Raw genomic sequence first — 22436 nt, 5'->3', positions numbered from 1 at the left:
GCGGCTGAAGATGCGCCCGGATATCGGCCCGAACAGCAGGTCAACTGGCGTTGCTGCGGCTTGCTTTCAGGTCCAGGAAAGCGCGCTCCAGGCTCGACTTGCTGCCGTTGCGCAAAGGCACAAAGGCCTTGCCCCACTTCTTGCAGCCGGTCTTGACCCGAAGACACGCATCATGGCTGATACAGTCGATCGGGCAGAAGACGCAGTCGACCGAGGGCAGGATATTGTCGATGCGGGACACCGCTTCGCGCAGACCACCGTCATGATGGATCAGTTCGGCGCCATGGGAGCTGGCGATCTGGCGAAGATGCGCCACCTGGCAATCGCGGCCGCCGACATAGAGGAAGCTGCGCCCCTCCAGACGTGTTTCCTGCGTCTTGACAGAAACCGAAGCATTACGTGTTTCTGCCTCCCGGCTCTGCTTTTGCTTCGGCTTGAGCTGATGCCGCTTGTCACCCATGTCAGTCTCCGCGTGTTTCGGAATCGGCCGTTCGGCTGATCGTGCGGGAACCCTATTTAACTTGATAAAAATAGTAAAGTATAAACATGAGTTTTTTTATCATATTATCTGCAAGCGTTGCGCCACAACGGATGTGGCGAGGCGCAAACCCGTGAAAAACGGGTTTACTCCGTCATCGGCGACCGAATTGAAGCGGCAAGTTAAAGAGCCAGCTGACACGATTGGCAGCCTCTGGAATCTTGGGGAACGGCGCAGCCTGCCGAACAGCGTTCAACGCGGCCTCGTCAAGCACAGGTGAGCCAGACCCCCGAACGATCCGGACGCCACTCACCCCACCGCTGCCAGATACAGTGAAGCTCACCGTCACGGTTCCCTGTACCCCCGCCCGGTCGGCCGATCTGGGATATTTGAAATGCCGCTGAACCTTCGAGCGGACCTTGCCTGTATAGTTGCTTTCCGCCGCATTGCCGAATGCCTGGTCCATCTTGCCCTTCTTGCCGGTGCTGGCCGTGGCAACGGCGCCTTCGACACCATCCGCCTGGCCTTTGGTCACGGTTTCGACCTGCTTGCCGGCATCGCCCGCCTTCTTGCGGACAGGCTTCTTCTTAGGCTTCTCCTTGTCCGGTTCCTTCTTCGGTTCCGGTTTCTTTTCAGGCTCGGGTTTGATTTCCGGCTTTTCCTCGGGAATGACGGTCTCTACCGGCGCAACGGTTGCCCTGATTTCCGGCTGTTCGGCAGTTGCCGGCACAATTTCTTCTGCAGGAAGAATGACATCGGCTTCGGTGGGAACGATATCCGTCGGCGTCTCCGCTGTCACTTCGGATGGAACCGGCGCTATCTCCGCCACTTCCAGCGGTTCCGGCACGACCTCTTCGGGCTCCACCTTTTCCGGCTCGATCGCTTCGGTGGGATCGCCAGCCAGCACAGTCTCTTCGAAGGCGTTGCCGAGAACAGCCACTTCCATAGCTTCGCCGCCTGCAAACAATGCTTGATCGAGCGGCTTTTCGTTCGGCTCGAACAGTTGTGTCGCGCCAGCATGTGCCAGCAGCGAGAGCAGGATCGCCCCGGTCCATTTGATCGTAGTGTTCATCACAGATACCGATACGAAACCCGCATCAGCCCTTCAGTTCGACGGGTGATTTTGAACCTGTCTTCAACGCCTTCATGCAGGCGTCCTTGGCAACACCATCGCCGGTGCAAACCGGGGCGTCGTTGATCAGCAGGCTCTTCACAGCCTCGCATTTCGTTCCGGGCAGATCGAACTGCCGAACCTTCGTCTTGCCGGCCGGCAGATCGCGAAAATCGAGAACAGCCATCCGCTCGACCAGGCCCTTTTCATCAAACAGCACGAATTCAAAGGAGGCTTTCGACAGTGATTGCGGCAGGTCGTTTGCCGCCACGAATGTCAACTTGCAGCCTTTTTCGGATGGAGTGAGGTCGTTGATCTCGATCGACAGGTTGCCGGACGTCCCAGCATCCTGCGCCCATACGGCCGAGCCTGAAGACAAGGCAATCAGAACAGTCAGAGGGAGCAGGCGAACAAGTTTCATCATAGTCTATCCATCCCCACAGAGTGGCCTTGCAACCGAGACATCGGCTCATTTGGAGCCCATCCGCACACAGCACATTTCGGCTCGGCAATTAAACTGGACTAAAAAAATCCTGTATTGCGTCCATAATAAAAGATGAGTAATGAAGTCAAGATACTAATCACAATGACCCGGTCAAAGAAGGGGAAAAATCCCCGGTTTTGACCGCCACGATCAGGACCGGAAGCCTGTGACACCGAATGAACCAGAAGCCGTGCCGCTCGTTTTGCCGGCAGGCCAGACGCAGCGCATAGTCGAAAGCCGCGAGCTTTTCCGCGGCGGAAACGAAATCCTTATCGCACATGAAGGCGCGATCTATCGCATGAAGATCACCCGCCAGGGCAAACTTATTCTGAACAAATAGGCCAGACACATGACCCAAACATCCCGCCCGACCCCGACCGAAATCCGTGCCTACAGGGCTGAAAATCCGAAGATGCGCGAGCGCGATATCGCTGCTCAGCTTGGCATTTCGGAAGCCGCCCTCGTTGCCGCCGAATGTGGCCTGACCAGCATCCGGATCGATGGCGGCGCCAATCGCTTTCTGGAACGCGCAGCGGAGCTCGGCGAAGTCATGGCACTGACCCGCAACGAAAGCGCTGTTCACGAAAAGATCGGTATCTACGAGAACATCACACCCGGCAAACATGCCTCGATCGTGCTCGGCGAGAATATCGACCTGCGCATCTTTCCCGGCGCCTGGGCACATGGCTTTGCCGTGACCAAGACCGATGGCGACGACGTGCGCCGCAGCCTACAGTTCTTCGACAAGCAGGGAACCGCTGTTCACAAGGTCCATCTGCGCCCCGCCTCCAATCTCGATGCCTATAACAGCATTGTCGACGCGTTCCGGCTTGATGATCAGTCGGAGGAATTCATCCCTGAGACCAAGGTCGACAGCATCGCCGATGGCGAGACCGTACCGGTCGATGTTGCGACACTGCGTGACGAGTGGAGCAAGATGACCGATACGCACCAGTTCCATGGACTGCTGCGCAAGCTGAAGCTCGGCCGCCGCCAGGCGCTGCAGTCAGTCGGCGAGGATTACGCCTGGAAACTGCACCCGGAAGCCGTCGAAGCGATGTTGCGCGAATCGGCCAGGATTGAAGTGCCGATCATGTGTTTCGTCGGCAATCACGGCATCATCCAGATCCATTCCGGTCCGGTGGCCAATATCCAGACCATGGGTCCCTGGCTCAACATCATGGATCCGACATTGCATCTGCACCTGCGCAGCGATCACCTTGCCGAGATCTGGGCGGTTCGCAAGCCGACCGCCGACGGCCATGTAACCTCGCTCGAAGCGCTCGACGCCAAGGGCGACATGGTCATCCAGTTCTTCGGAAAGCGCAAGGAAGGCTTTGCCGAACGCGAGGAATGGCGCTCCGTCATGGAAAATCTCGTCCGGCTCGATATCACCGAAGCTGCCTGAAGGAACGCTCATGAAAGCTCCCTATAATCTCCGTCGGCTGCGTTCCTGGGAACTGGCTTTGGCGCTCTTCGCAGTCTCCACCCCCTTTGTGCTGCCGGTAGCCCTGCCCGATGGCGCATCCTTCGTCCGCTCGGCTGTCGCACAGGAAATGCAGAAGCCCGACACCTCCCGGCTCGTGTCGGTTGGCGGAGCCATCACCGAGATCATCTACGCACTCGGCGAACAAGGAAAGCTCGTCGGCCGCGATTCGACCAGCCTTTATCCGGAAGCAGCAACCAAGCTTCCGGATGTCGGCTACATGCGGCAACTGTCACCGGAAGGCGTGATCGCCATCAATCCGAGTGCCATCATCGCCGTCGAAGGTAGCGGCCCGGCCGAGACACTCGCCGTTCTCAAGGACGCCAATATTCCCTTCCAGACGGCTCCGGAAACCTACGACCGTGACGGCATTCTCTTGAAAATCCGTGCTGTCGGAGATTTTCTCGGTGTCCCTGAAAAGGCGTCCGTTCTTTCCGAGCAGGTCAAAGCCGACCTCGACGCAGCGGTCGCAGATGCCGCCAAGCGTCCGGAAAGCGAGCGCAAGCGCGTGATCTTCATCCTGAGCACACAGGGCGGCAAGGTCATGGCGTCCGGCGCTGGCACGGCTGCCGATGGCATCATTACACTCTCCGGCGCCGTCAACGCCACCGGCACATTCCAGGGCTACAAGCCGCTGACAGACGAAGCCATCATCGAAGCCAAACCCGATGTCGTCCTGATGATGACCCGAAGCGGTGGCCACGCCGCCAGCGACGACGAACTGTTCAGCCATCCGGCCCTGAGCCTGACGCCTGCGGCGAAGACCCGGGCAATCATCCGCATGGACGGCCTTCATATGCTTGGCTTTGGTCCGCGAACCGCAAGCTCGGTGCGCGAACTCAATGCCGCTATCTACGGAAAAAAGCCGAATGCCTCGCAGTGAAATGGTCGCGGGTGATGGCCGGTCGCAGTCTTTTGCAGCCCGCTTGAAATCCGATTGGCAGTTGGGCGACCGTTCGCGGCTCGCCCAGTTGCTCATCCTCGTGCTCATCGTGGCCGCCGCCGCGATGTTTACAGCCTCGATCATGACGGGCGCTGCCGATGCCTCGCTGAGCAACGTTCTGCGTTGGCTCCTCCGCATCGAAGGCGCCGAGCAGGCCTTGAGCGTCCGCGACCGGATCATCATCCTCGATATTCGTCTGCCGCGCGCCGTACTCGGCCTGATGGTCGGCGCCTCGCTTGCCGTCTCGGGCGCTGTGATGCAAGGCCTGTTCCGCAATCCGCTTGCAGACCCGGGATTGGTCGGCGTTTCCTCGGGAGCGAGCCTTGGTGCAGTCCTGCTCATCGTGCTCGGCAGCTCTTTTTTCGGTCCGCTCTTTGCGGTCTTCGGCTTCTATGCTCTGCCGGTTGCAGCCTTCATCGGTGGCCTCATCACGACTTTGCTGCTCTACAAGATCGCCACCCGCAGCGGCCAGACGTCCGTCGCCACCATGCTGCTTGCCGGTATCGCACTGGGCGCTTTGGCTGGCGCGGTCAGCGGCGTCCTGATTTTCATGGCCGACGACAAACAATTGCGCGACTTGACCTTCTGGGGCCTCGGCTCGCTGGCTGGTGCCAACTGGATGAAAATCCTGTCGGCCGGTCCGATCATCCTCGTTTCGCTGGCGGTCGTTCCGTTCCTCGCGCGCGGCCTCAATGCCCTGACTCTTGGAGAGGCTGCTGCCTTCCACATGGGCATTCCGGTCCAAAGGCTGAAGAACATCGCCATCGTCAGCGTCGCGGCCTCCACCGGTGCTTCGGTTGCTGTCAGCGGCGGTATCGGCTTTGTCGGCATCGTCGTTCCGCATGTTCTGCGAATGGTGATTGGCCCGGACCACCGATATCTGCTCCCGGCATCCGCCCTGCTCGGCGGTACATTGCTGATCTTTGCCGATATGATCGCCCGCACCATTGTCCCGCCGGCCGAATTGCCGATCGGCATCATCACCGCGTTTGCCGGCGCGCCGTTCTTTCTGTGGATCCTGCTGCGCGGGCGCTCCCATATGGGGCTTTAGACCATGATCAAGGCCAACAATCTTTCCGTCCGGCTTTCCGGCACCCAGGTGCTGCACAGCGTGAGCATAGAAGCTGCGGCCGGCCAGCTGACGGCAATCGTCGGCCCTAACGGTTCCGGCAAGACCACCAGCCTCAAGGCTATCGCCGGCGAACTGCCTTATAACGGCACCGTCAGTATCAACGGTCACAACATTTCGACACTGAAGCCTTGGGAACTGGCGTTGAAACGTGCCGTTCTGCCGCAATCGACCGTCATTTCCTTTCCCTTCACCGTGCGTGAAATCGTCCGCATGGGGCTGTCAGGCGGAGCGAAGGCCGATGCGGCCAACACCGACCGGATTGCGCGCGATGCCCTGGAAGCGGTCGATCTGTCCGGGTTTGCAGGCCGGTTCTACCAGGAGCTTTCCGGTGGTGAGCAACAGCGTGTCCAGCTCGCCCGTGCGCTGTGTCAGATCTGGGAACCGGTCCAGCATGGCGAGCCCGCCTTTCTGCTGCTTGACGAGCCGGTATCGAGCCTCGACATCCGCCACCAGCTGACCATCATGCGGCTGGCCCGGAATTTCTGCGACCGCGGTGGCGGTGTCATTGCCATCATGCACGATCTCAATCTGACTGCGATGTTCGCCGACCGAATGATCATGATGAAGGCCGGACGCGTCCACGCGACGGGACATCCAAACGACGTCATGACGGATGCTGTGATGGAAGCGGTGTTCGGCTGCGCCATGCGCGTCAATGCAACGCCGATGGGCAATGTCCCGTTCGTCCTTCCCCATACGGCCGCCTAGATAGCGCGCGGCGATGGAACCAAAAACCTTTTTGCGCGTTGATGGGGTGAACCGCTGACACTGTGACCATGTCACGTGTCGGCACGACCCGCACACCGGGGCTTGGCCTGAGGTCGCAGTCCCGACGTATGAAGGAATTTTTTAATGGCCACAGGTCTATTTTCCGGCGCAAAGAAGCGCAACGGCAGCCTTCTCGATGCCCCGATCGAAGATCAGATAAGCGAAATCCGCGACGAGATCGCATCACTGGCCAAGCTCCTGTCGCAACGCGGTGCAGATGCATCGAAAGACGTGCGCTCCAGGGCATCCGAAGCATCCCGGGATGTGCGTGAGCGTGCCTATGATGCCCGGGATCAGGCCGAAGCCGGACTTCAGGACCTCCTGGAAAATGGCGAGGCGCTGTTTGCCGAACTGCGGAGCCGCTATTCGGTAACCGAAAAGCAGGTTCGCCATACGGTGCGCCAGCACCCGGTCGCCACTTTGGGCGCTGCTGCCGCACTTGGCCTGCTGGTTGCTGCGCTGATCCGCCGATAAACACGCCGATCCTGGCAGGTGGCAGTCCATATGGGCGGCCGCCTGCATTCCTGTCAAAGGCTGGCGAAACAACACGGTTGTCAGCCAGCCTTTGTGCCATCCGCCTCCTGGAGAAAAAAATGGGTCCTCTGGCCGCAATGCTTTCGGCTCTTGTCGTGACGGATGTCGGCGTTACCGTGTCGCGCTACAAGCGCAACGGTGCGATGTGGGCTGTTGCATCGCTGTTCTTCCTGACCGCTTACATCTTCGCACTCGTGGCCGGCGCAATTTATTTAAGCGCGCTGTATACGCCGTTGAAAGCCACCCTCATTCTTGCCGCGGTTTCCATCGTGATCGGCCTTATCATCATAGGGATCATGTACGCGCTCAATGCGCGCGATAAGCGTCTCGCGGCCGAAAAGCGCCGCCGCTCGCAGGCGCAGACCACATTCGCCATCGCCACGGCATTGACCCTTTTCCGCAAGCAGCCGCTTCTGGCCGCCGGCCTTGCAGTCGGCGTTGGTACGGTTCTCGGACTGATGCGCAAGTCAGGTGACAACAACCGATCTTGATATCGGTAGAAACGGTTTTCAGAGCGGCAGGCGGACGATCGCGGTCAGACCTGCCGGTAGATATTCGACTTTCACCGAACTGCCCATCACCTTGTCCAGGCTGCGTTCGATCAGGATGGAGCCGAAACCACGCCGCGCCGGCTCTTCGACCGGCGGGCCACCGACCTCCGTCCAGGTCATGTGTAGCACACGGCGGCCGTCTTCATCGACGCTGCGTGCCGTCAACACCACACGGCCGTGATAAACCGACAATGATCCGTACTTTGCGGCGTTGGTTGCCAACTCATGCAGAACCAACCCCAGACCGACAGCCTGATCCGGTCCGAGCAGAATTTCGTCCTTATGGATCTCGATCTGCTTTTCATAATCACGCACATGCGGTGCCAACTGTTTGGCCAGCAAAGCGGACAGGCGGATTTCGCCCCATTCATGATCAGAGAGGAGCCCGTGCGCTTCAGAAATCGCCTGCAACCGCCCGGCAAACGCCGTCATGAATTCCTGCGGGTCGCTTGTCTGCCGCAGCGTCTGACGCGCCAATGATTGCAGCATGGCCAGCGTATTCTTGACGCGGTGATTGAGTTCACGCAGCAAAAGCCGGGTTCGCTGGGTCGCCCCCTGCTCCTCAGTCACATCGATATTGATTCCGAGAAAAACGGTCGGCTTGCCCTTGGCATCGCGCTCGTGAACCCGGCCCCGGCCGAGCAGCCAACGCCCCGTCGATGCCACACGGAAGGTTCCGTCATATTCCCGGTCCTGCGTCATCGCCGAACGCAACTTCGAAAGCGTCGCCACGCGGTCCTCAGGATGAATGGCGCCAAAGATATCCCGGGCCTGCACACTTTTGGCGAACGGCATGCCGAACATCCGCAGCATTGGCTGATTACAGGAAACATTGCCCGAGCGAATATCCCAAAGCCAGCTGCCGACATTGGCAGCATCCAGCGCCATCGCCTGCCGCTGCTCCTCGCGGGAGAGCGCAGCTTCCTTCAGGGCGCGTTGATGGGCCTCATGCTTTAACGAAAAGAGAGAGGAAGCGACGCGGGACAGCCTTTGCAGCTGCACAACGAGCTGCGGATCAAGCTCCTCGCGTGGTTTGACATCGAAAACACAGATCGTGCCCACCGGTTGGCCTTCGATGACCAGCGGAACACCGGCGTAAAATCGCAAGAAAGGTGCCCCGACGACACGCGGCTGATCAGAAAAACGAGCGTCCGTCGTGGCATCAGCAACCACCAGCGCTCCATCCAGGGGCCCGGCGATCGTATGAACACAAAAGGAACCGGCCGCTGGCGCCTGTATCTCATCGATACCGCTGGCGGCCTTGAACCATTGGCTTTCCGCATCGACAAGGGTCACCAAAGCAACGGGAGCTTGAAAGAGAGTGGCGGCGATATCGGCGAGATCGCGGAAATCCGCGTCCGGTTCGGCCATATCCGGGACGACCGTGCGCAGGACATCAAGCCTTTGGGCTGAGGCCAGAGCAGCTGCCACTGCTGGCTGCAGATCACTCGTCTGTTTACTCATGAATTCCATACCCAACCCAGGCAGCACCAAAATCCCGCACAACCTCAGCGCCGCAATGCGCCCGCCACAGTTTCTGCACGATCGCGGGCGGCGAAGCAATCACACAAAGCGAGGCTTCTGTCGCAGCAAACGCCCGCCGAGCCTTGGCGACCAAGTTCAGCGAGCGATGAAGGCGATGTCAGGAGATGAAAGCCCGCGACGTCATTGGCGCAGACGTGGCATCCGGACCGTATTCGTTTTCACCGGTTACCTGCAGAATATCCTGCAGACGCTGGCGGGCGCGGTTGACGCGGCTCTTGATCGTGCCAAGTGCGCAACCGCAGATTTCCGCTGCCTCTTCATAGGAAAAGCCTGAGGCGCCGACAAGAATGATAGCTTCGCGCTGGTCGGGCGGAAGCGTATCCAGGGCCCGCTTGAAATCCTGAAGATCGAGAGACCCATATTGCGCCGGATGCTGGGCAAGCGACTCAGTAAAATAGCCGTCGCTGTCCTGAACCTCGCGGCCGCGTTTGCGCATCTGGCTATAGAGTTCGTTACGAAGGATGGTGAATAGCCATGCCTTCATGTTGGTGCCCATCTCGAAGTGGTCCTGCTTAGCCCATGCCTTCATGATGGTGTCCTGAACCAGATCGTCAGCGCGATCATGCCGGCCGATCAGCGACATGGCAAAGGCACGCAGACTTGGAAGGGCTGCGAGCATTTCACGCTTGAAACTGGGTTCCTCAGACGTCATGGCGCCACTCATTCTGCGACATCCGGCATCGACTGGCGTTGCTCGACAGCATCGAGCTTTTCCAGCAGATCGAGAAAGCGGTCCGGAATTGCTTCTTCCTGGACAGAAAGATAGAGCGCGCGGAGCTTCGTTGCAATCTGCGCGTTTGGATTGTCGGTGCGCGCGAACCGTCCAGTTTCGCGCCCTGCCCCAAGTTTATCGGTCATCAATGCCAAATACCTTCAATATTCATCTGGCAGCATAATGCGCGGCGAAAAAAAATGTTCCGCCGAAAGGAACCTTTTTTTTCGCGCCGCGTTTTCCGGCTGTCATGGCCACCAGTCTCGGCCAGATTGAGGGAGTTTTATATGTCACTTTCCACCCGGATCGCTCCGTTTCTGCCCTATCTGCGCCGATATTCGCGCGCATTGACCGGATCGCAGACATCGGGCGACGCCTATGTCGCAGCCGTTCTGGAAGCACTGATCGCAGATGTCAGCATTTTCCCGGAGGCGAGCAACGACAGGGTCGCCCTGTTTCAGCTTTATACCAAGTTGTTCGGTTCATCGTCCGTCCTGATCCCGGAACCGGTTTCGCCCTTTGCCTGGGAAAAGCGCGCGTCGATCAATCTTGCTTCCGTGTCGCCACTCGCCCGTCAGGCTTTCCTGCTGGTGTCCGTCGAAGGGTTCCGCTCAAGCGAAGCGGCCGAGGTTCTCGACACCACCGAAAGCGGCATGAACCAGCTGCTTGAGCGCGCGTCGGAAGAGATTTCGCGGCAGGTGGCAACAGACATCATGATCATCGAGGACGAGCCGCTGATCGCGATCGACATCGAGCAGATGGTCGAAAGCCTGGGACACACAGTCACCGGCATTGCCCGCACGCGCGACGAAGCCGTTGCCCTGTTCAAGGCGACGCGGCCAAGCATGGTGCTTGCCGATATCCAGCTGGCCGATGGCAGCTCTGGCATCGACGCCGTCAACGACATCCTGAAAAATACTGCCATTCCGGTGATTTTCATCACCGCATTTCCAGAGCGCCTTTTGACCGGCGAGCGGCCCGAACCAACCTTCCTGGTCACAAAACCGTTTAACCCGGACATGGTGAAGGCCCTGATCAGCCAGGCATTGTTCTTCAATGAATCCACGAAGGCTGCGGCCTGAGATTGCTTCTGCCAGAAACAGTGGTCGAATAATCTCATTGGAAAATGACACGGGGGAAACCGATTAACCCCCGTGTAAATTTTAGGCATGAGAGCCGGGCCCATTTCCGGCCGTATGCCGATCGGATTTTCGCCCTTTGCCGAGCACGGGAATGGCATTGAGAACCGATCAGAAAATGGAAGGCGCTTCGCGTGGGTAATGCAGGCAATTCAGCCTCGAACGAGACCGGCGCCGATACCAGCATGGTCCTGATGGAACTGGTGTTAAAGAAATCAGGGGCCGGATATGTGTATCAATCAGACAATTTCGACACTGTCATTTCCGGAAATCTGCCTGAAGGGCTGCGGCTGCTCGCAACAGAACATCTGGGAGAGGAAACTGTTTTTGGCGCCGAGGAAAGCACACGTCTGGTCGCGCTGAAACGAAGCGTCGCCTGTACGAATACCCCAGCATCGACCGAAATAGACCTGACATCGGCCACAGGAGTGCTGACATACCGGATCGATATCGAACGCGTCGATGTCACCGGAATGACCGGAATTCTCTGCGTGATTACCGACATCTCGGAAACCCGGCATCGCGAACGCATCTTGAAAACCCTGTTGCGCGAGCTGAGCCATCGCTCCAAGAACCTGCTCGCCATCATCCAGGGGATTGCAACGCAGACAGCGCGCCAGGCTCTGTCGCTGGACTATTTTCTCACAAAATTTCGCGGACGCATCCAGTCGCTTTCCTATTCACAGGACCTCGTCACCGATTCAAGCTGGCGTGGGGCCTATCTCTTTGCATTGACCGAGCGGCAATTCAGCGCCTATTGGCCAGATTCCCAAACGCCGATCGCGATCAATGGCATCAATGCGCATCTCTCTCCCAATGCGACGCTGCATATTGGCCTTGCACTGCACGAACTGATCGTCAATTCAGCATCCTATGGGGCGATCTCGGCGGGCGTGAACTCGCTGACGATCGACTGCTTCGAGACGATGCTGGATGAAAATGCGGCCATCGAACTGGCATGGGTCGAAAACCTGCCACCGGCAGCCACCCAGCGGGAGGTTGACGAACATACATTTGCGCGCACGGTGCTGGAGCGTGTCGTGCCCGTCGCAATCGGCGGCAAGGCGATGTACCTGACCACACCCGACCGCATTGAATATCACCTGACCATTCCATCGCGGGAATACGAAATCATCGCCTGAACCGAGAGCGTTTCATCTTAAGCGGCAACTCTCCAGCCATGATGCAGTATGATAATAACGCCGCTGTTTCGAGCCCGCCATCATTCCAAAAAATTGACAAAAAAACAGCCAGCGCCGGGGGAAGGCACTGGCTGATATTAACAACTCACCGAGGGGGCGTGTGAGTTGAATGCCGGACAATTATTGGGTTCCCATTGGGGGCGATGTGAACCGCTATCCAGACATCGGAGAAACGGACTGGCAAAGGAAAAGTTCCGTGCCGGTTTCATTTTTTTTGAAGCCTCTACATTCCACCGTTTTTACAGCGTCTCAAGTTCCGTGCGGTGTCTGTAAAGGCTCAGGAATTTGCGATAGTCGCGGTCGTAGGTTTCCCGCATATCGGCATTTGGATATTGCGCATGGCCGCCGGGAGACATGGCCGGTCCGGCTACGCGCAGATCCGGATAAAGGCCTCCGGCCACCGAAGCGACCATAGCGGTACCGAGCAGAACTGCATCGTTTGTTTCCGGAACGACCACCGTGCAGCCGGTCACATCGGAATAGAGTTCCATCAACAGCACATTGCGGACATGGCCACCCGTCACATGCAGCGTGTCGAGATCGTAGCCTGCCTCTTTCATCATCTCGAGAATATGGCGGATACCGAGTGCGATGGCGACGCAGGTGCGCCAGTAAAGCCGGCACAGCGCATCGAACGAACTGTCGAGCGTCAGGCCGCTAATGACTCCAAGTGCATGCGGATCGGCAAGCGGCGAACGATTACCGTGAAAATCCGGCAGGACATGCAGGCGCGCTGCAAACTCCGCCCCATAGGCGGCCCGCAGTTCCTGAATGCGCAGCACAATCCGTGCATGAACCTCTGCATCCGGCTCTCCGCCAGCGCTGTGACTGCGAACCACATGGTCGAGCAGCGCACCAGTCGCCGATTGCCCGCCCTCAATCAGCCAGCTGTCTGGGAATGCCGCCTCGTAATACGGGCCCCACATGCCGAAGCCCGGCTTCATCTCCTTTGAAAAAGCAACGATGCAGCTGGAGGTGCCAGCAATCAGGGCAAGCTGCCGCTCCAGCTTTTCCGGCTCGCCGGCAAAGCCACCAAGCACACCGATAGCGCCGGCATAGGCGTCGATCAAACCAGTTGCTACCGCGCAATCTTCATGCAGGCCCAGTTCTGCCGCAGCCGCAGCCGTCAGATGCCCGACTGATCGTCCGACCGGCAACGTCTTTTCCGGCAACCCGCCGCGTTCCCGCAAATCCTCCAGCCCGATCGCTTCGAGGAACTCGTCCTGCCAGCCATTTTCCTTGTGCGACAGATAATTCCACTTAGCCGTCAGCGTACAGCGCGACCGTGCGGTATTGCCGGTTGCCCGCCAGGACATGAAATCGGCGAGATCGAAGAAATATCCGGTCTTTTCCCATTGATGTGGCAGATTTTGCTTCAGCCACATCAGCTTTGGCATCTCCATTTCCGGAGACATCACACGGCCGGAATGGTTGAGGACAGGATGTTCGGTGGCCGTGCAGAAATCGGCCTGCTTGAGCGCCCGGTGATCGAGCCAGACGATCGTGTCCCAGCGTGGATCGGCCTTGCGATTGACCGACAAGGGCGCGCCGTCCTTGTCCCGCACGACCAGCGAGCATGTGGCATCGAACCCGATTGCGGCGATGGATTCAGCCGGCACACCGGCCTTGGCACGGGCCGTTTTGACGGCGATGCAGACGGCAGCCCAGATATTTTCGGAATCATGCTCGGCATGATTTTCTTCAGGCCGGTTCATCGCGATCGGATAATCCGCGCGGGCCAATTGCTTGCCATGCCTATCGAAAATACCAGCGCGAGCGCTGCCGGTTCCGACATCGACAGCAACGATCAAATCAGCCATCAGAGCCCTGCGTTCCCGTCCCTTTGTTCTTTCCGGACAAGATGGATCAATTCCCGCATGTCGTCAAACAGCACGTCAGGCGAAAGCCGCCGCAATGATTCCAGATGCCGCTCCGACTTTGCATGCGAAGCGCCGGCAAAGGCGAAAACCCGCATGCCCGCAGCCTTGGCCGCCTCAATCCCGGCAGGGCTATCTTCGATGACGATACAGTTTTCCGGTGGGGTCGCCATCTCGGCGGCGGCGTGCAGGAAGAGATCCGGCGCGGGTTTGCCGTGTTTGACCATGCTGGAGCTGAACAGGTAGGGCTCAAGCTTGCCGATCAGCCCGGTAATGGTCAGGGACAGCCGGATGCGCTCCATCTGGCTTGACGAGGCGACGCATCGCGGCAGATCGAGTTGGTCAAGTGCCGCAGCGATACCCGCGACCGGTTGCAATTCCTGACGAAACCGCTGGTAAAGATCGAGGCGCATTTCCTCCAGGAAATGATCATCTACCGCCAGACCGTAATCCTCGTGCAGGATATCCGACATGGTTTTCAGGCTCTTGCCAAGAAATCGCTCGGTTGCCTCTTCGGCGTCCATGTCGACGCCGGCATTGCCCAGCACGCGGACCAGCACATCCAGCGACAAGGGTTCGCTATCGACCAGAACCCCGTCGCAATCGAAAATCACCAGTTTTGGTGGATTCGTATTCATATCATTCAGACCACCGCTCGCCCGCCAGAGTGGCCGCATACCGCAGCCACGACGTTACCCGGGGGCTGAAGCGTCATGAGGTCATTCTCCAAGTTTTCCGTCGAGATAGAGCTGCAGCGTTGCCCGCGTGCCCTTGTCCCAAAGCGTCCGCAGCGCATGCGCGAACCGTTTCTGGAACAGCGTTGATTGCGCAACATCGCCGAAGATGTCCGAAAGCGCAAGAAAGGCCTGTGGATCGTCCTTGGCTTTTATCGCCGCGGCATGAAGCCGGTCGGCGCTGGCGTCGTTGAAGGTGATCGCCTTCCCGCTGTCTGTGCTGCCTGCAAGATACCGGCACCAGAGCGCTGACACCAGGGCTAGACCAATAACATCCTCGCCGCGCCGAAGCCGGTCTGCCGTCGTCGGGAGGATAAATTTCGGTTGCCGGTTGGAGCCGTCCTGCGCCAGACGCGGAATCGTATCGGCGATTTTCGGATTGAACAGCCGCGACTCGACCTTTTTGAAATAGGCGTTTAGATCAGTGTTCGGCACCGGCGGAATGACCGGGATGATCTCGTCCTCTTCCAGCTTGGCCAGGAACGCGCAGACCGTCTTGTCCTCCATCGCCTCATGGACGAAATGGATATCGAGAAGTGCTGCCGGATAGGCAATCGCCGCGTGGCCGCCGTTAAGGATACGGATCTTCATGTGCTCGTAGGGCGCGACATCGGGCACGAACTGAACGCCGACCTTTTCAAGAGCCGGACGTCCGGCCGGGAAATGATCCTCCAGCACCCATTGTTTGAATTCTTCGCAAAAGACCGGCCAGTTGTCGTCGATGCCATATTCGTCGGCAACGATGCCAACCTCACGCGGACCCGTCGCCGGTGTGATGCGATCGACCATGCCGTTCGGAAACGCGACGTTGGCCTCGATCCATTCCGCCAATACTGGATCGGAAAGCCTTGCTAGGCCGGACACGGCCGCATGCGTGACTTCGCCATTGCCCGGAATGTTGTCGCAGGACATCACCGTGAACGGGACGATGCCCTTGTCCTTGCGGGCCTTCAGTCCCGCGATAATCAGGCCGAAAACGGTCTTCGGATCGCCTGGATTCTGGCTATCGGCGACGATCGCGGGATGCTTTGGATTGAACACGCCCGACGCCGGGTCGATGAAATAACCGCCCTCGGTGATTGTCAGCGACACGATACGGATCGCCGGGTCGGAAAGCGCAGCAATCGTTGCTACCGCATTGCCGGGCCGCAGATAATCGATCATTGGTGCGGTGACGCGCGCAGCACTCTTGTTGTTGTCCTGTTCGACCACCGTCGTCAGAAAATCCTGCGCCTCAAGCTTCGCCCGCATCGCCTCATCCGACGGCAAGACCCCTGCCCCGACAATCGCCCAGTCGTGATCGCTGCCGGTGTTGAACAAATCGTCGAGATAGATCGCCTGATGGGCACGGTGGAAATTACCGACGCCGAAATGGATGATACCCGCCTTCAACGACGCTCGGTCATAGGCCGGGATCGCGGCGGTCGCCTTGATGGCGTCGAGATTGGCGAGCGAAAGTTTGGTCGTCATGTTCATTCCTTTCGACGAGCTTCGGTCAGCTCATCCAGTTGCCGCCATCGACATTGTAGGTCTGCGAAACGACATAGTTGCTGTCTGCGGAGGCAAGGAAGATCGCCATCCCGGTCAGGTCTTCAGCCGTGCCCATGCGCCCGAACGGCACTTCGGCACCGACAAGTTTCTTCTTCTCGCCGAGTGGGCGATTTTCGTACTTGGCAAACATCGCATCGACACCATCCCAATGCTCGCCATCGACCACGCCGGGGGCGATCGCGTTGACGTTGATACCGTGCTTGATCAGGTTCAGGCCCGCCGACTGGGTGAGGCTGATGACGGCTGCCTTTGTGGCGCAATAGATGCCGACAAGAGCCTCGCCGCGGCGTCCCGCCTGGCTTGCCATGTTGATGATCTTGCCGCCGCGGCCCTGCGCGATCATCTGCTTTGCAGCGGCCTGCATCGTAAAGAGCGTACCGGAGACGTTGATCGAAAAAAGCCTGTCGTAGCTTTCCCGGGTGATCTCGACGATGGGCGCGAGATCGAACAACGCCGCGTTGTTGATCAGGATATCGAGGCCACCGGCCTTGGCGACGACGGCAGCAATCGCGTCGTCGATCGAAACCTGGCTGGTCACGTCCATTTCCACAGCATAAGCAGACGGCCCAAGCTCGCCGGCGGTGACTGTGGCCCGTTCGAGGTTGATGTCCGCAATCGCGACGGTCGCTCCCTCGCTGATATAGGCCTCCGCGAAAGCGCGCCCGATACCGCGCGCCGATCCCGTGATCAGCGCGCTTTTACCCTTGAGCCGTGTCATCGAACTGCCAGTCCCTTGTCATTGAATTTGTGCACGCGGCCTTCCTCTGGCGTCAGGAAGACCTGATCGCCGTGCTTGACTGCAAAATCGCCGCCGACGCGGGCGGTCACCAGCCCGATGCCATCGACATGGATGTGCAGGAACGTGTCGGATCCGAGATGCTCGGCGACGCCGACCTTACCGCGCCATGTGCCCGATTCCGTCGACAGCTTGAGGTGCTCCGGGCGAACGCCGATCGTATGCACGTTGTGCGGTTTGGCGAACTCGCCCGTCGCGAAGTTCATGCGCGGCGAGCCGATGAAGCCGGCGACGAAGATATTGTCCGGCCGGTGATAGAGATCGAGCGGCGAGCCGACCTGCTCGATATTGCCGGCGTTGAGCACAACGATCTTGTCGGCCATGGTCATGGCTTCGACCTGATCGTGGGTCACGTAGATCATCGTCGTCTTCAGCTGATGATGAAGCTCGCTGATCTCCAGCCGCATCGTGCCGCGCAGCGCCGCATCGAGGTTGGACAACGGCTCGTCGAACAGGAAGGCCGAGGGTTCGCGCACGATGGCGCGGCCGATGGCAACGCGCTGGCGCTGGCCGCCGGAAAGCTGGCCCGGGCGCCGGTCGAGATAGTTGGTAAGGTTGAGGACGCGGGCCGCTTCCGTCACCTTCTTGTCAATGGCACCCTGATCCATCTTCGCCATCTTCAACGGGAAGGCGATGTTGTTGCGCACCGTCATATGCGGATAGAGCGCGTAGGACTGGAACACCATCGCCAGTCCACGCTTGGCCGGTGCGGCACCGGTCACGTCGCGGCCATCGATTTCAATCGTGCCCGAGGACGTATCCTCAAGGCCGGCGATCAGGCGCAGCAGCGTCGATTTCCCGCAGCCGGAGGGGCCGACGAACACGACGAACTCGCCCTCGTTGATCGTCAGGTCGATGCCTGGAATGACCTGCGTTGCGCCAAAGGATTTATTGACCTTTTTCAGAGTGATATTGCCCATGCGTGCCTCCCAGTCTTTTCTTTGCGTTACTTTACGGCGCCGAAGGTCAGGCCGCGGACAAGTTGTTTCTGGCTGAACCAGCCCATGATCAGGATCGGTGCGATCGCCAGCGTCGAGGCGGCCGACAGTTTTGCCCAGAACAGGCCTTGCGGGCTGGAGAACGAGGCAATGAAGGCGGTCAGCGGGGCCGCATTGGTGGTGGTGAGCCGGATCGTCCAGAACGCTTCGTTCCACGCAAGGATGATGTTGAGCAGCATGGTGGACGCAATGCCCGGAACCGCCATCGGCGTCAGCACGTAGACGATTTCACCCCAGAGCGAGGCCCCGTCCATCCGTGCCGCCTCCAGGATTTCGCCGGGAATTTCACGAAAGTAGGTGTAGAGCATCCAGATCACGATCGGCAGGTTGATCATGGTCAGCATGAAGGTCAGGCCGATGCGGCTGTCGAGCAGGCCGAAATCGCGGAACAGAAGATAGATCGGCACGAGCACGGCAACAGCCGGCATCATCTTGGTGGAGAGCATCCACATCAGGATGTCCTTGGTCTTGTTGGTTGGCGAAAATGCCATCGACCAGGCGGACGGCACCGCGATGATGAGGGCAAGCACCGTCGAGCCCAGCGACAAGATGACCGAGTTCAGGAAGAACTTGAAGTAATTGCTCTGCGCCTGAACGGCCTGATAGCTTTCCACCGTGCCCGAGGGAATGAGGTTGAACCCCTGGATCGCCTCGGTCTCGGACTTGAACGAGGTGATGATCGTGTAAAGGATCGGGAAGAAGATCACGAGTGCGATGATCCAGGCGACGACGGTGAGGGCGACGGTTCTTCTGGTCGAAACTGCACGGGCCATGGTCTTGCCTCCCTTATTTGTCGAGGTTCTTGCCAACGGCGCGCATCAAGAAGAAGGCGACGATATTGGCGAGGATGACTGCGATGATGCCGCCTGCCGACGCGCCGCCGACATCGTAGCCGAGAAGTGCGGTGCGGTAGATCAGGAACGGCAGGTTGGTCGAGGCGTAGCCCGGTCCGCCATTGGTAGTGACGAGGATTTCGGCGTAGACGCCCAGAAGGAAGATCGTCTGGATCAGGATGACGACGGTGATCGAGCGGGCGAGATGCGGCAGGGTCAGGTAGATGAACCGGTTGACGAAATTGGCGCCGTCCATTTCGGCTGCTTCCTTCTGCTCGCCGTCAAGCGATTGCAAGGCGGTGAGCAGGATCAGCGTTGCAAACGGCAGCCACTGCCAGGCGACGATGATGATGATCGAAAACAGCGGATACTGCCCGAACCAGTCGACCGGCTGCAGCCCGAAGAAACGGCTGATATCGGCAAACACCCCATATTGGGGATGCATGATCATGTTCTTCCAGACGAGTGCGGCCACCGGCGGCATGACGAAGAACGGCGAGATCACCAAGATGCGCACTAGCCCCTGCCCGAACATCGGCTGATCGAGCAGCAGGCCAAGCGCGATGCCGCCGATCACCGTGATAAAAAGCACGCCGACCACGAGGACGAGCGTGTTCCAGATGGACTGGAAAAAAGCGGGATCCGTATAAAAATACTGGTAGTTGAACAGGCCAGCGAAGCTGACATTGCCGGGATTGAGCAGATTGTAGTTCTGGAAGGAAAACCACAGCGTCATCGCCAGTGGTACGATCATCCAGATCAGGAGAAGCCCAACAGACGGGGCCATCATCCAGCGCGCAAGCGCCCGCGTATTCTGCGTTGCCATTTCAACACCCTCCCTCTGATGCCGGTGGGGGCACCCGCCCCGCCGGGAGGGCAGCAAACCGGCCGCCTTGGTATTCTTTTTTGGAAAAGCCTGACGTCAGACGCAGTGACAATAGACTTCACAACAGGTGACGCCAGGTTAGAGTTGGCAACCCGGATGGTAGTCCGGGCTGCCTGTCCTTGGGAAGGAACCTACTTGATGTAACCGCCGCGGGTCATTTCGCGGGTGGTGACCTGCTGTGCCTGTGCAAGCGCATCGTCAACCGTCATCTGGCCGGCGAGAGCCGCCGAGAAGAGCTGTCCGACCGTCGTGCCGAGCCCCTGGAATTCCGGGATGGCGACAAACTGGACACCGACGTAAGGCACCGGCTTCACGGACGGGTTCTTCGGGTCGGCGGCATTGATGCTGTCGAGCGTCATCTTGGCGAACGGGGCCGCCTTCAGGTACTCGGCGTTGTTGTAGAGCGAGGTGCGCGTGCCCGGAGGAACGTTTGCCCAGCCTTCCTTGGCAGCGACGATGTCGAGATAGTGCTTGCTGGTTGCCCAGGACACGAACTTCTCGGCAGCTTCTGCTTTCTGGGTGCCTGCCGGAATGGCAAGGTTCCAGGCCCACAGCCAGTTGCCGCGCTTGCCAAGACCAGTGTCCGGAGCAAGAGCGAAACCGACCTTGTCGGCAACGGTCGAGTCTTTCGGGTTGGTCACGAACGAAGCAGCCACCGTGGCATCGATCCACATGCCGCACTTGCCCTGCTGGAACAGCGCCAGGTTTTCGTTGAAGCCGTTGGACGAAGCGCCCTGCGGGCCGGCATCGTTCATCAGCTTGACGTACATGTCGAGCGTCGCCTTCCACTCCGGCTGATCGAACTGGGGCTTCCAGTTTTCATCAAACCAGCGTGCGCCAAAAGCGTTGGACGTGGCAGTCAGGAACGCCATGTTCTCGCCCCAGCCAGCCTTGCCGCGAAGGCAAATGCCGTTGATACCGGCCGCACGGTCGGTCATCTTGCGGGCAGCCTCACCGATGAACTCCCAGGTCGGGGCATCGGGCATTTTCAGACCAGCCTTTTCGATCAGGTCCTTGCGGTACATGACCATCGAGCTTTCGCCGTAAAACGGCGCTGCATAAAGCTTTCCGTCAGCGGTCAGGCCCGAGCGGATGGCCGGGAGAAGATCATCGACGTCATAGTCGGCGCCGAGATTGTCGAGTGGCAGGAGCCAGCCCTGCTTGGCCCAGATCGGAACTTCATAGGTACCGATGGTTAGGACGTCGTACTGGCCGCCCTTGGTTGCGATATCCGTGGTGACGCGTTCGCGCAGCACGTTCTCTTCGAGGGTGACCCATTCCAGCTGAATGTCAGGATTGGCCTTGGTGAAATCGTCCGTCAGCGTCTGCATGCGGACCATGTCACCATTGTTCACCGTGGCAATGGTGAGGGTTTCTGCCTGTGCGAAACCCGCGATGACGATTGCCGAGCACGTGCCCAGCAGGAAAGTTTTCAAGTTCATATATCTTCCTCCCAGAAGAGTTGTGAGCATTTGCCTTGCTCGTGGGCAATTACTCACACATCCGCAAAAAATGTCAATTGGCATTCGTTGCTGCAGTGCAGTAACAAAGCGCCATTGGTTTGATTTTGCTAATGAAAATTTCCGGGAAAGTGCTCAGTCTTTGAGCAAAAACTCTGCCGTCGACTCGTCAGTGATCAGGCCGTTGATCACCCGCCCTCTGAGGGCCGCCCGCAATGCGACGTATTTCCGCTTGCCTTTGGCGATGCCGATGACAACTGCCGAATCGCGCGATGGCAAGGGCACGCTGGCAACGCGCTTGTTGATGCTACCGGACAGCATCTGTCCATCGCCATTGAACATCCAGCCGCAGATCTCCCCCGCGGCCCCCTCGTCCATCAGCCGCATCATCTCGTCGCGGGCCAGAAAGCCGTCCTCGCACAAGGGAGCATCCTGGCCAAGTTCACCGACGCCAACGAAGGCGACATTGGCCTCGGATCCAAGTTGCAATGCCGATTTGACCAGCGCCTGATTGTGCAAGAGGGCGCGTTCTTCTGGCGACGACACCAGAACTGGCAGCGGCATTGGAAAATGCCGCGCCTTGACGGCATCCGCCATGGAGAAGATGACGTTGTAATAGGCAGCCGATCCATCCAGACCGATATTACCGGTCAAGGAGACGATGCGATGCTGCGGACATTCCATTGCCGGCAGCTGGTCGATTGCCGCTTTCAGCGTTCGCCCCGTGCCGATTGCCAGGATGATCGGATCAGAGGATTTCAGCCAGCGTTCGATCTCGGCCGCCCCGGCTTCAGCGATGCCGACGGTGGTCGATGAAGAACCGGGATCGCTCGGCACGATATCGACCTGCCGCAGCTCGAATTTTTCCTTGAGACGGAGCCCGAGTTCGAGGCAGGCGGCGATCGGGTGATCAAGGCGGACCTTGATCAAGCGTTCGGACATCGCCAGCGAAACCAGCCGCTGCGCCGATTGACGCGAGATGCCCATGGCGGACGCAATTTCGTCTTGGGTGCGCCCGGCAACATAATAGAGCCAGCCCGCACGCGCGGCGTCATCGAGCCTGTTATTGCCGTCCGGTCTGCGCGCCATTGTCCGTACTCCCTGAACGATGTGCTGACACTTTTTCCCGGCTCCTGTCAAACGCAGACCATCACACCTTCCCTTCCCGAGCCTTTGAAACCCCTACGGCACTGGGTTTCCTGCGATTTTCGTTTTA

24 protein-coding genes are annotated in these 22436 nt (G+C 59.0%); 9 read left to right on the top strand and 15 right to left on the bottom strand.

What is annotated here, in order from left to right; all coding sequences use genetic code 11:
- Nucleotides 1-40: 40 nt before the first annotated feature.
- The 3 genes from R6X40_RS01090 to R6X40_RS01080 all read right to left on the bottom strand — a co-directional run bounded on the left by R6X40_RS01090 (nucleotide 41) and on the right by R6X40_RS01080 (nucleotide 2010).
- Nucleotides 41-460, bottom strand: a complete 420-nt coding sequence (locus R6X40_RS01090; protein ID WP_318410257.1) for a DUF2325 domain-containing protein — start codon at nucleotides 458-460, stop codon at nucleotides 41-43.
- A 172-nt stretch (nucleotides 461-632) separates the two neighbouring features.
- On the bottom strand, nucleotides 633-1550 hold the full coding sequence (locus tag R6X40_RS01085) for a TonB family protein (RefSeq protein WP_318410255.1): 918 nt from the start codon (nucleotides 1548-1550) through the stop codon (nucleotides 633-635).
- A 25-nt stretch (nucleotides 1551-1575) separates the two neighbouring features.
- Entirely contained in the window at nucleotides 1576-2010 is a 435-nt protein-coding gene (locus tag R6X40_RS01080) for a hypothetical protein (protein ID WP_412178319.1), read from the bottom strand.
- Nucleotides 2011-2275: 265 nt separating this feature from the next.
- Between R6X40_RS01080 and hemP the strand changes: the two genes are divergently transcribed.
- The 7 genes from hemP (at nucleotide 2276) to R6X40_RS01045 (ending at nucleotide 7427) form a co-directional block, all read left to right on the top strand.
- Complete coding sequence (gene hemP / locus R6X40_RS01075) at nucleotides 2276-2413, top strand: hemin uptake protein HemP (protein ID WP_412178318.1); 138 nt, start codon at nucleotides 2276-2278, stop codon at nucleotides 2411-2413.
- Nucleotides 2414-2422: 9 nt separating this feature from the next.
- Nucleotides 2423-3481 carry a hemin-degrading factor gene (locus R6X40_RS01070; protein ID WP_318410253.1) on the top strand — a complete coding sequence of 353 codons (1059 nt, stop codon included), beginning with the start codon at nucleotides 2423-2425 and terminating at the stop codon, nucleotides 3479-3481.
- Nucleotides 3482-3491: 10 nt separating this feature from the next.
- Nucleotides 3492-4442: a hemin ABC transporter substrate-binding protein gene (locus R6X40_RS01065; protein WP_318410252.1), complete on the top strand. Its 951-nt coding sequence runs from the start codon at nucleotides 3492-3494 to the stop codon at nucleotides 4440-4442.
- Nucleotides 4429-5553 carry an iron ABC transporter permease gene (locus R6X40_RS01060; RefSeq protein WP_318410250.1) on the top strand — a complete coding sequence of 375 codons (1125 nt, stop codon included), beginning with the start codon at nucleotides 4429-4431 and terminating at the stop codon, nucleotides 5551-5553. The genes R6X40_RS01065 and R6X40_RS01060 overlap by 14 nt, the downstream gene beginning before the upstream one ends.
- 3 nt (nucleotides 5554-5556) lie before the next feature.
- Nucleotides 5557-6342: a heme ABC transporter ATP-binding protein gene (locus R6X40_RS01055; RefSeq protein WP_318410249.1), complete on the top strand. Its 786-nt coding sequence runs from the start codon at nucleotides 5557-5559 to the stop codon at nucleotides 6340-6342.
- Between the two features lie 144 nt (nucleotides 6343-6486).
- Nucleotides 6487-6876: a hypothetical protein gene (locus R6X40_RS01050; RefSeq protein ID WP_318410248.1), complete on the top strand. Its 390-nt coding sequence runs from the start codon at nucleotides 6487-6489 to the stop codon at nucleotides 6874-6876.
- Nucleotides 6877-6995: 119 nt separating this feature from the next.
- Nucleotides 6996-7427, top strand: coding sequence for a hypothetical protein (locus R6X40_RS01045; protein WP_318410246.1), 432 nt, complete (start codon nucleotides 6996-6998; stop codon nucleotides 7425-7427).
- Nucleotides 7428-7445: 18 nt separating this feature from the next.
- On the opposite strand, the gene R6X40_RS01040 is transcribed toward R6X40_RS01045, so the two are convergent.
- The 3 genes from R6X40_RS01040 to R6X40_RS01030 form a co-directional block, all read right to left on the bottom strand.
- Complete coding sequence (locus R6X40_RS01040; protein WP_318410245.1) at nucleotides 7446-8951, bottom strand: sensor histidine kinase; 1506 nt, start codon at nucleotides 8949-8951, stop codon at nucleotides 7446-7448.
- A 178-nt stretch (nucleotides 8952-9129) separates the two neighbouring features.
- A complete protein-coding gene (locus R6X40_RS01035; protein ID WP_318410243.1) occupies nucleotides 9130-9684 on the bottom strand; it encodes an RNA polymerase sigma factor in 555 nt (184 codons plus the stop codon).
- Between the two features lie 8 nt (nucleotides 9685-9692).
- Nucleotides 9693-9890 (bottom strand): NepR family anti-sigma factor, encoded by a 198-nt coding sequence (locus R6X40_RS01030; RefSeq protein WP_318410241.1) that lies wholly within the window; start codon nucleotides 9888-9890, stop codon nucleotides 9693-9695.
- Between the two features lie 141 nt (nucleotides 9891-10031).
- On the opposite strand from R6X40_RS01030, the gene R6X40_RS01025 reads away from it, so the two are divergent.
- Nucleotides 10032-10826 carry a response regulator gene (locus R6X40_RS01025; RefSeq protein ID WP_318410239.1) on the top strand — a complete coding sequence of 265 codons (795 nt, stop codon included), beginning with the start codon at nucleotides 10032-10034 and terminating at the stop codon, nucleotides 10824-10826.
- A gap of 251 nt (nucleotides 10827-11077) precedes the next feature.
- A complete protein-coding gene (locus tag R6X40_RS01020) occupies nucleotides 11078-12025 on the top strand; it encodes an HWE histidine kinase domain-containing protein (protein WP_412178317.1) in 948 nt (315 codons plus the stop codon).
- Between the two features lie 299 nt (nucleotides 12026-12324).
- Here the strand turns inward: R6X40_RS01020 and R6X40_RS01015 are convergent, their stop codons facing one another.
- The 9 genes from R6X40_RS01015 to R6X40_RS00975 form a co-directional block, all read right to left on the bottom strand.
- Nucleotides 12325-13905 (bottom strand): FGGY-family carbohydrate kinase, encoded by a 1581-nt coding sequence (locus R6X40_RS01015; protein WP_318410235.1) that lies wholly within the window; start codon nucleotides 13903-13905, stop codon nucleotides 12325-12327.
- Nucleotides 13905-14600, bottom strand: a complete 696-nt coding sequence (locus R6X40_RS01010) for an HAD family hydrolase (RefSeq protein ID WP_318410233.1) — start codon at nucleotides 14598-14600, stop codon at nucleotides 13905-13907. Before R6X40_RS01010 ends, R6X40_RS01015 begins: the two co-directional genes overlap by 1 nt.
- Before the next feature lie 81 nt (nucleotides 14601-14681).
- Nucleotides 14682-16166, bottom strand: a complete 1485-nt coding sequence (locus tag R6X40_RS01005; protein WP_318410231.1) for a mannitol dehydrogenase family protein — start codon at nucleotides 16164-16166, stop codon at nucleotides 14682-14684.
- Nucleotides 16167-16191: 25 nt separating this feature from the next.
- The gene (locus R6X40_RS01000; protein WP_318410229.1) at nucleotides 16192-16965 is read right to left on the bottom strand and encodes an L-iditol 2-dehydrogenase; all 774 of its coding nucleotides are present in this window, start codon (nucleotides 16963-16965) and stop codon (nucleotides 16192-16194) included.
- The gene (locus tag R6X40_RS00995; RefSeq protein WP_318410228.1) at nucleotides 16962-17963 is read right to left on the bottom strand and encodes an ABC transporter ATP-binding protein; all 1002 of its coding nucleotides are present in this window, start codon (nucleotides 17961-17963) and stop codon (nucleotides 16962-16964) included. The genes R6X40_RS01000 and R6X40_RS00995 overlap by 4 nt, the downstream gene beginning before the upstream one ends.
- 26 nt (nucleotides 17964-17989) lie before the next feature.
- The gene (locus tag R6X40_RS00990; protein ID WP_318410226.1) at nucleotides 17990-18814 is read right to left on the bottom strand and encodes a carbohydrate ABC transporter permease; all 825 of its coding nucleotides are present in this window, start codon (nucleotides 18812-18814) and stop codon (nucleotides 17990-17992) included.
- Nucleotides 18815-18827: 13 nt separating this feature from the next.
- Nucleotides 18828-19700 carry a sugar ABC transporter permease gene (locus tag R6X40_RS00985; protein ID WP_318410224.1) on the bottom strand — a complete coding sequence of 291 codons (873 nt, stop codon included), beginning with the start codon at nucleotides 19698-19700 and terminating at the stop codon, nucleotides 18828-18830.
- Between the two features lie 191 nt (nucleotides 19701-19891).
- Nucleotides 19892-21202 (bottom strand): sugar ABC transporter substrate-binding protein, encoded by a 1311-nt coding sequence (locus tag R6X40_RS00980; RefSeq protein WP_318410222.1) that lies wholly within the window; start codon nucleotides 21200-21202, stop codon nucleotides 19892-19894.
- Between the two features lie 153 nt (nucleotides 21203-21355).
- On the bottom strand, nucleotides 21356-22309 hold the full coding sequence (locus R6X40_RS00975) for a sugar-binding transcriptional regulator (protein WP_318410220.1): 954 nt from the start codon (nucleotides 22307-22309) through the stop codon (nucleotides 21356-21358).
- Nucleotides 22310-22436: the final 127 nt, after the last annotated feature.

Source organism: Rhizobium sp. PL01 (genome assembly GCF_033447125.1).
In the GTDB taxonomy this organism is placed as follows: Bacteria; Pseudomonadota; Alphaproteobacteria; order Rhizobiales; family Rhizobiaceae; genus Pararhizobium.
This window is presented reverse-complemented; position numbering and strand designations above follow the sequence as displayed.

Coding starts and splice junctions, on each gene's coding strand:
- R6X40_RS01025 (WP_318410239.1), top strand. CDS start 10,032: ATGTCACTTTCCACCCGGATCGCTCCGTTTCTGCCCTATCTGCGCCGA.
- R6X40_RS01070 (WP_318410253.1), top strand. CDS start 2,423: ATGACCCAAACATCCCGCCCGACCCCGACCGAAATCCGTGCCTACAGG.
- R6X40_RS00995 (WP_318410228.1), bottom strand. CDS start 17,963: ATGGGCAATATCACTCTGAAAAAGGTCAATAAATCCTTTGGCGCAACG.
- R6X40_RS01045 (WP_318410246.1), top strand. CDS start 6,996: ATGGGTCCTCTGGCCGCAATGCTTTCGGCTCTTGTCGTGACGGATGTC.
- R6X40_RS00985 (WP_318410224.1), bottom strand. CDS start 19,700: ATGGCAACGCAGAATACGCGGGCGCTTGCGCGCTGGATGATGGCCCCG.
- R6X40_RS01085 (WP_318410255.1), bottom strand. CDS start 1,550: ATGAACACTACGATCAAATGGACCGGGGCGATCCTGCTCTCGCTGCTG.
- R6X40_RS01080 (WP_412178319.1), bottom strand. CDS start 2,010: ATGAAACTTGTTCGCCTGCTCCCTCTGACTGTTCTGATTGCCTTGTCT.
- R6X40_RS00980 (WP_318410222.1), bottom strand. CDS start 21,202: ATGAACTTGAAAACTTTCCTGCTGGGCACGTGCTCGGCAATCGTCATC.
- R6X40_RS01055 (WP_318410249.1), top strand. CDS start 5,557: ATGATCAAGGCCAACAATCTTTCCGTCCGGCTTTCCGGCACCCAGGTG.
- R6X40_RS01020 (WP_412178317.1), top strand. CDS start 11,078: ATGGAACTGGTGTTAAAGAAATCAGGGGCCGGATATGTGTATCAATCA.
- R6X40_RS01065 (WP_318410252.1), top strand. CDS start 3,492: ATGAAAGCTCCCTATAATCTCCGTCGGCTGCGTTCCTGGGAACTGGCT.
- R6X40_RS01010 (WP_318410233.1), bottom strand. CDS start 14,600: ATGAATACGAATCCACCAAAACTGGTGATTTTCGATTGCGACGGGGTT.
- R6X40_RS01060 (WP_318410250.1), top strand. CDS start 4,429: ATGCCTCGCAGTGAAATGGTCGCGGGTGATGGCCGGTCGCAGTCTTTT.
- R6X40_RS01090 (WP_318410257.1), bottom strand. CDS start 460: ATGGGTGACAAGCGGCATCAGCTCAAGCCGAAGCAAAAGCAGAGCCGG.
- R6X40_RS01040 (WP_318410245.1), bottom strand. CDS start 8,951: ATGAGTAAACAGACGAGTGATCTGCAGCCAGCAGTGGCAGCTGCTCTG.
- R6X40_RS01000 (WP_318410229.1), bottom strand. CDS start 16,965: ATGACACGGCTCAAGGGTAAAAGCGCGCTGATCACGGGATCGGCGCGC.
- R6X40_RS01030 (WP_318410241.1), bottom strand. CDS start 9,890: ATGACCGATAAACTTGGGGCAGGGCGCGAAACTGGACGGTTCGCGCGC.
- R6X40_RS01035 (WP_318410243.1), bottom strand. CDS start 9,684: ATGACGTCTGAGGAACCCAGTTTCAAGCGTGAAATGCTCGCAGCCCTT.
- R6X40_RS00990 (WP_318410226.1), bottom strand. CDS start 18,814: ATGGCCCGTGCAGTTTCGACCAGAAGAACCGTCGCCCTCACCGTCGTC.
- R6X40_RS00975 (WP_318410220.1), bottom strand. CDS start 22,309: ATGGCGCGCAGACCGGACGGCAATAACAGGCTCGATGACGCCGCGCGT.
- R6X40_RS01050 (WP_318410248.1), top strand. CDS start 6,487: ATGGCCACAGGTCTATTTTCCGGCGCAAAGAAGCGCAACGGCAGCCTT.
- R6X40_RS01015 (WP_318410235.1), bottom strand. CDS start 13,905: ATGGCTGATTTGATCGTTGCTGTCGATGTCGGAACCGGCAGCGCTCGC.
- R6X40_RS01005 (WP_318410231.1), bottom strand. CDS start 16,166: ATGACGACCAAACTTTCGCTCGCCAATCTCGACGCCATCAAGGCGACC.